Source organism: Nocardia sp. NPDC003963, assembly GCF_053605105.1.
Window position 1 is genome coordinate 826,093 of sequence record NZ_JBSGIP010000001.1, and the last position, 11,379, is coordinate 837,471.

Annotated in this window: 12 protein-coding genes; 9 read left to right on the forward strand and 3 right to left on the reverse strand. The window is 68.7% G+C overall.

Annotated features, from left to right (window positions below; translation table 11 throughout):
- The first annotated feature begins 11 nt into the window (after positions 1 to 11).
- From ACWEWT_RS03840 to ACWEWT_RS03860, 5 genes are all read left to right on the forward strand, one after another.
- On the forward strand, positions 12 to 965 hold the full coding sequence (locus ACWEWT_RS03840; RefSeq protein ID WP_452555854.1) for a DUF58 domain-containing protein: 954 nt from the start codon (positions 12 to 14) through the stop codon (positions 963 to 965).
- The gene (locus ACWEWT_RS03845; RefSeq protein WP_452555856.1) at positions 962 to 1,963 is read left to right on the forward strand and encodes a VWA domain-containing protein; all 1,002 of its coding nucleotides are present in this window, start codon (positions 962 to 964) and stop codon (positions 1,961 to 1,963) included. Before ACWEWT_RS03840 ends, ACWEWT_RS03845 begins: the two co-directional genes overlap by 4 nt.
- Positions 1,964 to 2,178: 215 nt before the next feature.
- The gene (fabG1, locus tag ACWEWT_RS03850) at positions 2,179 to 2,895 is read left to right on the forward strand and encodes a 3-oxoacyl-ACP reductase FabG1 (RefSeq protein ID WP_452555858.1); all 717 of its coding nucleotides are present in this window, start codon (positions 2,179 to 2,181) and stop codon (positions 2,893 to 2,895) included.
- A gap of 112 nt (positions 2,896 to 3,007) precedes the next feature.
- A complete protein-coding gene (inhA, locus tag ACWEWT_RS03855; protein WP_452555859.1) occupies positions 3,008 to 3,841 on the forward strand; it encodes an NADH-dependent enoyl-ACP reductase InhA in 834 nt (277 codons plus the stop codon).
- 25 nt (positions 3,842 to 3,866) lie between these two features.
- Positions 3,867 to 4,925 carry a ferrochelatase gene (locus tag ACWEWT_RS03860; protein ID WP_452555861.1) on the forward strand — a complete coding sequence of 353 codons (1,059 nt, stop codon included), beginning with the start codon at positions 3,867 to 3,869 and terminating at the stop codon, positions 4,923 to 4,925.
- Positions 4,926 to 4,962: 37 nt separating this feature from the next.
- Here the strand turns inward: ACWEWT_RS03860 and ACWEWT_RS03865 are convergent, their stop codons facing one another.
- The gene (locus ACWEWT_RS03865) at positions 4,963 to 5,742 is read right to left on the reverse strand and encodes a GTP-binding protein (protein WP_452555863.1); all 780 of its coding nucleotides are present in this window, start codon (positions 5,740 to 5,742) and stop codon (positions 4,963 to 4,965) included.
- A gap of 105 nt (positions 5,743 to 5,847) precedes the next feature.
- Between ACWEWT_RS03865 and ACWEWT_RS03870 the strand changes: the two genes are divergently transcribed.
- The gene (locus ACWEWT_RS03870; protein WP_452555865.1) at positions 5,848 to 6,303 is read left to right on the forward strand and encodes a Zn-ribbon domain-containing OB-fold protein; all 456 of its coding nucleotides are present in this window, start codon (positions 5,848 to 5,850) and stop codon (positions 6,301 to 6,303) included.
- Positions 6,287 to 7,489: a lipid-transfer protein gene (locus tag ACWEWT_RS03875; RefSeq protein WP_452555867.1), complete on the forward strand. Its 1,203-nt coding sequence runs from the start codon at positions 6,287 to 6,289 to the stop codon at positions 7,487 to 7,489. The genes ACWEWT_RS03870 and ACWEWT_RS03875 overlap by 17 nt, the downstream gene beginning before the upstream one ends.
- A gap of 281 nt (positions 7,490 to 7,770) precedes the next feature.
- On the opposite strand, the gene ACWEWT_RS03880 is transcribed toward ACWEWT_RS03875, so the two are convergent.
- Together ACWEWT_RS03880 and ACWEWT_RS03885 are read right to left on the reverse strand one after the other, a co-directional pair.
- On the reverse strand, positions 7,771 to 8,586 hold the full coding sequence (locus ACWEWT_RS03880) for a hypothetical protein (protein ID WP_452555869.1): 816 nt from the start codon (positions 8,584 to 8,586) through the stop codon (positions 7,771 to 7,773).
- 64 nt (positions 8,587 to 8,650) lie between these two features.
- Entirely contained in the window at positions 8,651 to 9,478 is an 828-nt protein-coding gene (locus ACWEWT_RS03885) for a DUF3097 domain-containing protein (protein ID WP_452555871.1), read from the reverse strand.
- A gap of 101 nt (positions 9,479 to 9,579) precedes the next feature.
- Between ACWEWT_RS03885 and ACWEWT_RS03890 the strand changes: the two genes are divergently transcribed.
- Complete coding sequence (locus ACWEWT_RS03890) at positions 9,580 to 10,011, forward strand: NfeD family protein (protein ID WP_452555873.1); 432 nt, start codon at positions 9,580 to 9,582, stop codon at positions 10,009 to 10,011.
- Positions 10,011 to 11,282: an SPFH domain-containing protein gene (locus ACWEWT_RS03895; protein ID WP_452555875.1), complete on the forward strand. Its 1,272-nt coding sequence runs from the start codon at positions 10,011 to 10,013 to the stop codon at positions 11,280 to 11,282. The genes ACWEWT_RS03890 and ACWEWT_RS03895 overlap by 1 nt, the downstream gene beginning before the upstream one ends.
- The last annotated feature ends 97 nt before the right edge of the window (positions 11,283 to 11,379 follow it).

Sequence of the window (11,379 nt, forward strand, 5' to 3'; positions counted from 1 at the left end):
CCCGAGAGACCGTGCCCGACCCCCACGCTCCGCCGTCGTTCCGTTCGGGCGAGCTGACCGATCCGCATCTGACCGCCGCGCTGAAAACCCTCGAGCTCACCGTCCGCCGCCGCCTCGACGGCGTGCTGCACGGTGACCACCTCGGGCTCATCCCCGGACCCGGCTCGGAGCCGGGGGAGGCGCGTGCCTACCAGCCCGGCGACGATGTCCGGCAGATGGATTGGTCGGTCACCGCGCGGACCACCCATCCGCACGTCCGGCAGATGATCGCCGATCGCGAACTGGAGACCTGGATGGTGGTGGACCTGTCCGCCAGCCTGGATTTCGGTACCGCCGCCTGCCAGAAACGCGATCTGGCGGTGGCGGCGGCGGCCGCGATCACCCATCTGACCATGGGCGGCGGCAATCGGGTCGGTGCCGTGGTCGCGACCGGTGAGCAGATGCAGCGGATTCCCGCGCGCAGCGGCCGCGTACACGCGCAGTCGCTGCTGCGCAGTATCGCCACCACGCCGCATCCGCGCGACGGAGTGCGCGGTGATCTGCGCGGCGCCATCGAATCGCTGCGCCGGCCGCAGCGCAAACGCGGCCTCGCCGTCGTCATCAGCGATTTCCTGGGCGATATCGATTGGCAGCGGTCGTTGCGGGCCATCTCGGCGCGCCACGACCTGCTGGCCGTCGAGGTACTGGACCCGCGCGATACCGCGTTACCCGATATCGGTGACGTCGTCCTGCACGACCCCGAGACCGGGCGGACCCGCGAGTTCACCGTTACGCCCCAACTGCGCGCCGATTACGCCGCGGCCGCGCAGCGGCACCGGGACGAGGTCGAACAGACCCTGCGCAGTTGCGGCGCCCCGGTGCTCACCCTGCAGACCGACCGGGACTGGATCGCCGATGTGGTCCGGTTCGTCTCCACTCGGCGCCACAGCCTCGGCGCCTCGACCCCGCGGGTGCCACGCCAGTGAGTATTTCGAATTTCGCCGCACCGATCTGGCTCGGATTTCTTGCTGTTGTTCTCCTGCTCGCGCTCGGCTATCTGCTGGTGCAGCGCAGCAAGCATCGCCATATGTTGCGGTTCAGCAATATGGAGCAGCTCGAGAAAGTCGCTCCCAACCGGCCCAGTTTCTGGCGCCACGTACCCATCGCGCTCGTGATCGCCGGAATGGTGTTCTCCACCATCGGGGCCGCCGGACCCACCGCGGAGCAGAAGGTGCCCCGTAACCGGGCGACCGTGGTGCTGGTCATGGATGTATCGCTGTCCATGGAGGCCACCGATGTGTCACCGAACCGGCTGCAGGTCGCCCAGGAGGCGGCCAAGAACTTCGCGGACGGTCTGACCCCGGGCATCAACCTGGGCCTGGTGACCTATGCCGGTACGGCATCGGTACTGGTCTCGCCCACCACGGATCGCGGTTCGGTGAAAGCCGCCATCGACAACATCAAACTCGCCGAACGGACCGCCACCGGTGAGGGGATCCTGACCGCGCTGCAGTCCATCGAGACCCTGGCCTCGGTGCTGGGTGGTTCGGAGACGCCGCCGCCCGCGCGGATCGTGCTGATGTCCGACGGTAAGCAGACCGTTCCCGATTTCGAGGATGTGGACAACTCACGCCACGAATTCGTGGCCGCGCGGCTGGCCAAGACCAAGAAGATCCCGGTTTCGACGATCTCCTTCGGCACCAAATGGGGTGTGGTCGAGATCCCGCGCGAGGGGGGCGGTACCGACAAGGTGGATGTACCGGTGGACGACGACGCGATGCAGGAGATCGCGCAATTGTCCGGTGGTGAGTTCTATACCGCCTCCAGCCTGCAGGAACTCTCCAGCGTTTATGACACTCTGGAGGAGCAGATCGGCTACGAGGTGACCAGAGGCGACGCCAGCCGCCCGTGGTGGCTGCTCGGTCTGCTGGCCACCCTGGGCGGTGTGGTGGTGGCGCTGGTGCTGCGCCAGCGCCTGCCCTGATCCGTCCGCCGCATGGCCGGTGGCCCGCGCGGGTACGACCTCGCGCCGGCTGCCGCCGAGACCGTCGTCACAGGTTCGTCCGGGGCCGGGTTCTCTCGTGGAACCCGGCCCCGGATTCTTTTGTGCGGCTTGTCCGTGACGCACAATCGGGACGGGCAAATATGGGTGGACGTCCCATGGCGGGAGCCGTGCGGCCGCGAGGTAGGTTTGTCCCCATGTCGAACTTCACAGCACGCTCGGTCCTGGTGACCGGCGGTAACCGCGGAATCGGGCTCGCGGTGGCGCAGCGTCTGCACGCCGACGGCCACAAGGTGGCCGTCACCCATCGCGGTTCGGGTGCCCCCGAGGGATTGCTCGGGGTGAAATGCGATGTCACCGACAGTGACTCGGTGGACCGGGCGTTCGCCGAGGTGGAGGCCGAGCAGGGCCCGGTGGAGGTGCTGGTCGCCAATGCCGGTATCACCGATGACACCCTGCTCATGCGGATGAGCGAGGACCAGTTCACCAAGGTGGTCGATGCCAACCTGGCCGGTGCCTTCCGCTGCGCCAAGCGGGCCAACCGCGCGATGCTGCGCGCCCGGTGGGGCCGGATGATCTTCCTCGGCTCGGTCGTCGGCTTCTCCGGTCAGGCGGGGCAGATCAACTACGCGGCTTCGAAGGCCGGTGTCGTCGGCCTGGCGCGGTCGATCACCCGGGAGCTCGGCTCACGGTCGATCACCGCGAACGTCGTCGCGCCCGGTTTCATCGAGACCGATATGACCAAGGATCTTCCCGAAGATATGCGGGATATGGCGAAGAAGTTCATCCCGCTGCAGCGCCTCGGCCGGGCCGAGGATGTGGCGGCGGTCGTCAGTTTCCTCGCGTCGGAGGATTCGGCCTACGTCTCGGGTGCGGTGCTCCCGGTAGACGGTGGTATGGGTATGGGGCACTGACCCCCGCCCTCCGGTCACGACAGCTCGAACACCGCGCCGATACCGTGTGCGAGGCCGGTACCCCGGCCGGGCCCGGCGCCACCACATCACACTCAGGGAGAACCGAGAACTCATGGGCGGATTGCTCGAAGGCAAGACGATCCTCGTCACCGGCATCATCACCGATGCCTCCATCGCGTTCCACGCGGCGGCGATCGCGCAGAAGGAAGGGGCCAGGGTGATCATCACCGGCCTCACCGAGCGGTTGCGGCTGATCGACCGGATCGCCAAGCGGCTGCCCGAGGAGGTGCCGCCGGCCATCGGGCTCGATGTGACCAACGACGAGGACCTGCGCAAACTGCCCGACGAGATCCGCCGCCTCGCACCCGAGGGCATCGACGGGGTGCTGCATTCGATCGCCTTCGCCCCCAAGACCCTCATGGGTCCCGACGCGCTGCCGTTCCTGGACGGCCCCAGTGCGGACGCGGCGAAATCGTTCGAGATCTCGGCCTGGAGCTATGCGGCGCTGGCGCGCGCGGTACTGCCCGTCATGAACGAGCGCGGTTCGATCGTCGGGATGGATTTCGACCCCCGGACGGCAATGCCGTTCTACAACTGGATGGGTGTGGCCAAGGCCGCGCTCGAATCGGTGAACCGCTACGTGGCACGTGAGGTCGGCTACGCGAAGCAGATCCGGTCCAACCTGATCGCCGCGGGTCCGGTCAAGACACTGGCCGCCAAGGCGATCGCCGGTACCGCCACCGATGACGCGAAACAGCTCAAACAGCTGGACACCTACTGGGACGGTGCCTCGCCGATCGGCTGGGACGGCGGCGCCGAGGTGGTCGGCAAATCGATCGTCGCGCTGTTGTCGGACTGGCTGCCCGCGACCACCGGTTCGATCATCTACGTCGACGGTGGCGCCAGCCACAACACCTGGTTCCCCGAGAACATGCCGCAGGCCTGACGGAATCGACCGAGGAGGAGACACCGTGGCCCGCGCGGCCGACGCACTGCTGCTGCTGTCCTTCGGCGGTCCGGAGGGCCCCGACGATGTGCTGCCGTTCCTGGAGAACGTGACCCGCGGCCGCGGTGTCCCGCCGGAACGGCTCGCCGAGGTCGCGCAACACTATCTGCACTTCGGTGGAGTGTCGCCGATCAACGCCCTCAACCGCGACATCATCGCCGCGGTGGAAAGGGCGTTGCCGGCCGCCGGTACGGAACTGCCGGTGTACTTCGGTAACCGCAACTGGCATCCGATGGTGGAGGACACACTTGCCCGGATGGCCGCGGACGGGGTCCGTTCGGCGCTGGTGTTCCCGACCTCGGCCTGGGGCGGATACTCGGGCTGCCGACAGTACGACGAGGATATCGCCCGGGCGCGCGCGGCCGTCGGCCCGGACGCTCCGGAACTGGTGAAACTGCGCCAGTACTTCGATCATCCGCTGCTGGTCGCCGCCTTCGCCGACGGCATCCGCGCCGCGCGGGCAACGCTGCCCGCCGAGCATCGGGAGATGACCCGGTTGGTCTTCACCGCGCATTCGGTGCCGGTGAGCGCCGACGCCGCGGCGGGGCCGCCGGCCGACGGCGGGCGGCTCTACAGCCGGCAGGTCGCCGAAGCGGCCCGGTTGTGTGCGGCGGCAACCGGTTTCGACGAGTACGACGTGGTCTGGCAGTCGCGGTCGGGCCCGCCGCATATCCCATGGCTGGAGCCCGATATCGTCGATCACCTGGATATGCTGGCGGATAAGGGATTCGAGTCCGTGATCGTCTGTCCGGTCGGGTTCGTCTCCGATCATCTCGAGGTGATCTGGGATCTGGACAACGAGGCTGCCGAGAAGGCCGCCGAGCTCGGCCTGTCCTTTGCCCGCGCCGCGACTCCCGGTACGGATCCGCGGTTCGCCGAACTGGTCGTGGAGCTGGTCGGTGAACACCTGGGCGGCGTCCCGCCGCGACGTCTCGGTGCGGTGCCCGGCTACGGGTGCACGATCGACGGCGCACCCTGCGCCCTCGACTGTTGTGCGCCCCCGCGGCGTCCCGCCGGCCGGTGACCGACGCATCGAGGGTGTCGGCGACGGGGAATGCCGGTCAATAGTCGAGGGCGTGTTCCGGTTGGCAGACGAGCATGGGTGAGGGGAGATAGCGGACGATCGCGTCCAGGAGCGGCGCGATGTCGTCGCTGTACCGCGCCGCGTCGCACAGTACCGGGACTGCCTCACCTATCCGGGTGACCCGGCGGATACGGTCGTGCAGTTGTTCGGGCGGGATCTTTCGCGGTCCGTGGCCGGCACCCGGATCCGTCTCGTGCTGTTCGGTCACCGCGGCCGCGAGATCGCGATACCACTGCTCGGCGACTTTCCACCGGCTCCCGTAGAACTCGGTGGCCATCGGTTCGAGATCCCACATCGGCACCAGATCGATAACCCCGTCGAATCCGGCGCCCGTGCCGAGCGGGAGATGCAGTGCCAGCGGTCGTGCCCCGCGAGTATCGGCGATCGCGCGCAGACAGTGGTCGAGGTCCGCGGCGGGGTGATCGAGCCCCGTCACCAGGCACATCCGCGCGACCTGATGGTCGTCGGCCATGCGCAGGATCGTCTCGAGCCGCGGGGCGCGCGGCACGGCGGCATTCAGGACCACGATCAGCCCCTCGGCCACCCGGATCGACCGTTCCAACTCGGCGATGGGCGCGTGGCTCGACAACTCGGTGACGCGAATCGTGTGATCGGTGCGGCCCGTCATCCGGTGGACCGCCGCGCCGGACCCGGTGCCCGGGTGGGGTAGGCGCCGGACGATCCGTGTCGTATCGGCGGGTTCTCCGGCGAGCGTGACATTCCGGATCGACTGCGGGTCGACGGCTCTGGTACCCATCGCGTTTCACCGTACCTCCGCCGATATCTCGGCGGAGCCGATTCCGGCTCGAAAATAGAACGTGTTCCTGTCCCGAAATAGAACGTGTTCCTATAGTGTCGGGTTGTGCAGAAGGAACAACGCCCTGCGGTGCCCGACTGGTTCACCGCGGACGACGGTGCGCCGCGTCTCGTGGGAAGCCGCTGCGATGTGTGCGGCACACCGTATTTCCCACGGAACACCCTGGCCTGCCGCAACCCGCAGTGTGCAAGCCCGAAGGACGGCTCGGAACTGTCCGAATACCAGTTCTCCACGCGGGGACGGATCTGGTCGTACGCGGATGCCCGGTACAAACCACCCCCGCCCTATGTCTCGCCCGACCCGTTCGAGCCCTATGTCGTCGCGGCGGTGGAGCTCGAGGTCGAGCAGATGGTGATCCTCGGGCAGGTCGTGCGCGGCCTGACGGTGGACGACCTGGCCGTCGGAATGCCGGTGGAGCTCGCGCTCGGCGTGCTGTACACCGACGAGGAAGCCGATCACACGGTGTGGATGTGGAGGCCGGTCGATGACCGACAGGACTGATCGCGATATCGCCGTCCTCGGTGCGGGTATGCACCAGTGGGGTAAATGGGGACGCAATTTCGTCGAGTACGGGCTGGTCGCGGCGCGCGCGGCACTGGCCGACGCCGGTGTGGACCACCGCGATGTCGGCTATATCGCCGGCGCGGACACGATCCGCAACGGATACCCCGGTTTCGTCTCCGGGGCCACGTTCGCCCAGGCGCTGGGCTGGTCGGGTGCGCGGATCTCGAGCAGCTACGCCGCCTGTGCCTCCGGTGCGCAGGCCATCGCCAACGCCCGCGCCCAGATTCTGGCCGGATTGACCGATGTGGCCCTGGTGATCGGCGCGGACGCCGCCCCCAAGGGGTTCTTCCAGCCGGTCGGCGGTGAACGCCGCGATGATCCGGACTGGTTGCGCTTCCACCTGCTCGGCGCCACCAATCCGATCTATTTCGCGCTGTACGCCCGCCGCCGGATGGCCGTGCACGGGGCGACACTCGAGGATTTCGCCGCGGTCAAGGTGAAGAACGCCAAGCACGGACTGAACAATCCGTACGCCCGATACCGCAAAGAGGTCTCGGCCGACGAGGTCGCGGCCTCGGCGGTGGTCGCGGACCCGCTGCGACTGCTCGATATCTGCGCGACCAGCGACGGCGGCGCGGCATTGGTACTGACCTCGGTGGAGTACGCCCGCCGGCACGGTATCGACAACCCCGTCCGTATCCGGGCGCTGTCCACGGTGACGCCGACCTTCCCGAAAACCGTCCTCGACCTGCCGGATTTCGCGACGGACTCGGCTGTGGCCGTCCCGCCCCCGGAGCGCACGTTCCGTTCCGCCATCGCCCAGGCCGCGTACGAGGAAGCCGGACTCGGGCCGGCGGAGCTGTCCTTCGCGGAGGTCTACGACCTGTCCACCGCGCTGGAACTGGACTGGTACGAGGATATCGGGCTCTGCGCGGAAGGCGGCGCCGAGGAACTGCTGCGCAGCGGCGCGACGACACTGGGTGGACGGGTGCCGGTGAACCCCAGCGGTGGACTGGCAAGCTTCGGTGAGGCGATCCCGGCGCAGGCGATCGCCCAGGTCTGTGAGCTCACCTGGCAGTTGCGCGGGCAGGCCGACGGTCGCCAGGTGGAGAACGCCCGCGCGGGCATCGCGGTGAACCAGGGTCTGTTCGGGCACGGCTCGGCGATCATCGCCGCGCGCTGACTCCCCGGTTCTCCCGGTCGCGAGCCCGCACGGTCGCGGCCGGGCAGCGCGGCAGTCCGCGAGCGGAAGCGCCGGTCGGCGTCCGCACCCCGACGGTCACCAGGTGGCGGTCACCGCGGGGCGCGGCCGCCTGCGCTACAAGTTCGGCTCGCTGGTGACGCCGGCGAACCATCGTCCGATACCGTTGTGCCACAGGAGAACGGAAAGCGAATGCCGCGCGGTTCTCGGCGCGGGGGGATAGCGGCGCATACGCGCCCCGTGGTGGCTGCCCCTGATCGGGATCAGTGTGACTGTGGTGCGGCGGTGTGCACGGCGACGAGGCGGGCCGCGCGGATGGCATCCCACAGCGGCCGTAGCAGGGTCTCGTGTGCGGTGGCCGCGCTGGCCGAGGTCGGCGCGGACGCCGGTTCGCGCTGAGCGACGGTGAGGATCGCCGCCACGTGATCGGCCGAATCGAGGATCCGCTTGGCGCGCAGCGGGACGTATTCGGGATAGGTGTGCCGGGAGTAGTCGGCGAGTTCGGCCTCGATGAGCTCGCGCGGGTCGGCGTCCCCGGCGCCCAGGCCGGTGGTGTGCAGGCGCATGAGCGCGTCGGCCGCGTCCCGGACCGCCTCGCGCATAGCGTATTCGGCCTCGCCGAGCGACATATCCGATCCGGCGGTCCGCGGCATCGGCACGCTGTAGACGGTCCACTGCAACGTGTTCTCGTCGGTCTGGGAGGGGATGAGACCGGTGCCCTCGGTCCCCGGGACGCCCAGCAGAATTCCCTCACCCGATTCCACCGCGTCGGCCGCGAACGCGGTACCGGTCGGCAGGCCGCGGACATCACCGGGCACCGGCAGCACCAGCCGTAGTTCCGCCCCCGGCGCGGCCAGTTCCTCACGAATCAGCTTGAGCAGCGCCATGACTCCGGTGCCGCCCGGGTTGCCGTGCGCCGACCACGGCAGATCGGTACGCCCGCCGGTGACCGGGTCCCCGGCCGCGAGGGTATGCCGCGGCGCCCAGGCGTGCAGCGCCTCCAGCACGTCGTCGGGCGCGCTGCTACCCGTGAGCCACGATCCGGCCCACAGTGTGAGGGTGGCACTGGGAGAGCACATAATCATCGAGCATAAAGGGTGTCGGCTACCGGCGGGCAGCCTCTGCGCAGGCTGTTTCGTGCGGTTAGAATGGTTCGCCCGGTTCGGTCACGAAGTCGATCAGCCGTTCCACCGCGCCGAGCAATGGGGCCTCCAGATCGCGGAACGAATTCACCGCCGAATAGACCCGGCGCCAGCCCTCCTGCGGTGTGCCCCAGCCGAGTCGCCGGCACACTCCGGTCTTCCAGTCCTCCCCGCGCGGTACCCGCGGCCATTCCGGGATTCCGAGGACTGCCGGTTTCACCGCCTGCCAGACATCGATATACGGATGACCGGTGACCAGAACGTATTCGCCGAGTCCGGTGGTGAGCTGGGTCTCCTTGGACCCGGTGACGAGATGGTCGACGAGTACACCCACCTTCTTCCCGGGGCCGGGGCCGAATTCGGTGAGCCGGGTGGCGAGGTTGTCGAGGCCCTCCAGATGTTCGACGACCACCCCTTCCACCCGCAGATCGTGACCCCAGACCCGTTCCACCAGGGCGGCATCGTGCACGCCCTCGACCCAGATCCGGCTGGGCGCGGCGACTTTCGCGCGTAATCCCTCGACTCGGGTGGACCCGGACGCGGAGCGGGTGGGGCGTGCGGCCGCCGGCACCCGCGGCCGCACCAGGGTGACCGGTTCGCCGTCGATCAGGAAGGCGGCTTCCCGGAGGGCGAACAGGCGTACCGCGCCCCGGGCGTCCTCGAGCTTCACGAAATCGCCGTCGTAGCTCCGGTCGAATCCGACCACGGCCCCACAGAACCCGCTGGCGGCATCCTCGACGACGAGGTCCGGGTCGGCGTCCACCCGTGGGACGGTGCGCCGGGCGGTGCGCGGATGCCCGGAGAAGATATCGCCGTATCGATCGCTCACCGGGCCGAACGTAGCGCACCGGCCGCCCCCGGCGCTCGTCCGGTGGCGGGGTGTCGCCCGTCCGCCCCCAGGATGCGTCGTCGCGCACTAAGGTGGGCTACGTGGCCGCAATTGTCTGGTTGGTCGCCGGGATACTGCTGGCGGCGGCCGAGATGTTCGTCGGTGAACTGACTCTGCTGATGCTCGGTTCCGCCGCGCTCCTGACCGCCGGAGTGAGTTTCCTCGGTGAGACGACACCCGTCGTGGACGCGGTGGTGTTCGCGGTGGCGGCGGTGGTGCTGCTGCTGGGCGTCCGCCCGGTTCTGTTGCGCCGCTTCGGGACGCCGCCGCCCACCCTGACCAACGCGGACGCGCTGCCCGGTAAGACGGCGCGGGTGCTGGAACCGGTGGGCGAGCACGGCGGCCTAGTGAAACTGGGCGGTGAAGTATGGACCGCGCGTGCCCTGGACCCGGGTGAGGAGTACCCGGAGGGCGCGACCGTGTACGTGATGAAGATCGACGGGGCGACCGCTGTCGTCTGGAAAGGGCCGTAATGGCTGCGCTGATAATCGTCCTTGCACTGGTACTGCTGGTGGCGGTGGTGGTGTTCAAATCGATCGCGCTGGTACCGCAGGCCGAGGCTGCCGTGATCGAACGGCTGGGCCGGTACTCCCGGACCGCATCGGGACAGCTGACCTTCCTGGTCCCGTTCGTCGACCGGATCCGGGCCAAGGTCGATCTGCGTGAGCGGGTGGTCTCCTTCCCGCCCCAGCCGGTGATCACGCAGGACAATCTGACCCTGCAGATCGACTCGGTGGTGTACTTCCAGGTCATGCAGCCGCAGGCCGCGGTCTACGAGATCTCCAACTACATCGCCGCCGTGGAACAGCTCACCGTGACCACGCTGCGCAATGTGGTCGGCGGGATGACCCTCGAAGAGACGCTGACCTCCCGCGACCAGATCAACAACCAGCTGCGCGGAGTGCTCGACGAAGCCACCGGGCGCTGGGGGCTGCGGGTGGCCCGGGTCGAGCTCAAATCCATCGATCCGCCGCCGTCGATCCAGGAATCGATGGAAAAGCAGATGAAGGCGGACCGGGAGAAGCGGGCCATGATCCTCACCGCCGAGGGCACCCGGGAATCGCAGATCAAGACCGCCGAGGGCGCCAAGCAGGCACAGATCCTGTCGGCGGAGGGCGCGAAACAATCGGCGATCCTGTCGGCCGAGGGTGAGCGGCAGGGCCGGATCCTGCGTGCCCAGGGTGAACGGGCCGCCTCGTATCTGCAGGCCCAGGGCCAGGCCAAGGCCATCGAGAAGGTCTTCGCCGCGATCAAATCCGGTAAACCGACGCCCGAACTGCTGGCCTACCAGTACATGCAGACCCTGCCCATGGTGGCTCGCGGTGACGCGAACAAGGTGTGGCTGGTGCCCAGCGATTTCGGGAAGGCGCTGGAGGGGTTCGCGAAGAACTTCGCGACCCAGGGCGAGGACGGCGTATTCCGGTACGAACCGCCCACCGACGCGGAGGTCCCCCCGAAACCGGACGACGACGCCGACGAGGTGGCCGACTGGTTCGATACGAGCACGGATCCGGCGGTGGAACGGGCGGTGCGCGCCGCGGAATCGGTCGCGCGTACCCCGGTGGACACCGCCGCGCCGGTGACGACCAGCAAACCGGGGCAGCCCGCGGCCCCGCCGGCGCTGCCGCCGCAGCAGGCGGCGCCACAGCCCGGAATCGCACCCCAGCAGCCGGGAATGCCGCCGCAGCAGCAGCCCGGTGGGCCGCCGCAGCAGTACCGGCCCCGGCAGTACCCGGGGCAGTAGCAAACGACCGGCCGTCGCCGTGCACCGGCGGCGGCCGCTACCGGCTTCACCGAACCGCGCGCGTCCGCCCGGTACCTGGGTCATAATCGGAACCCAC

Excerpts from the sequence above, each read along its gene's own strand:
- fabG1 (WP_452555858.1), top strand. The coding sequence starts at position 2,179 with ATGTCGAACTTCACAGCACGCTCGGTCCTGGTGACCGGCGGTAACCGC.
- inhA (WP_452555859.1), top strand. The coding sequence starts at position 3,008 with ATGGGCGGATTGCTCGAAGGCAAGACGATCCTCGTCACCGGCATCATC.
- ACWEWT_RS03865 (WP_452555863.1), bottom strand. The coding sequence starts at position 5,742 with ATGGGTACCAGAGCCGTCGACCCGCAGTCGATCCGGAATGTCACGCTC.
- ACWEWT_RS03875 (WP_452555867.1), top strand. The coding sequence starts at position 6,287 with ATGACCGACAGGACTGATCGCGATATCGCCGTCCTCGGTGCGGGTATG.
- ACWEWT_RS03880 (WP_452555869.1), bottom strand. The coding sequence starts at position 8,586 with ATGTGCTCTCCCAGTGCCACCCTCACACTGTGGGCCGGATCGTGGCTC.
- ACWEWT_RS03895 (WP_452555875.1), top strand. The coding sequence starts at position 10,011 with ATGGCTGCGCTGATAATCGTCCTTGCACTGGTACTGCTGGTGGCGGTG.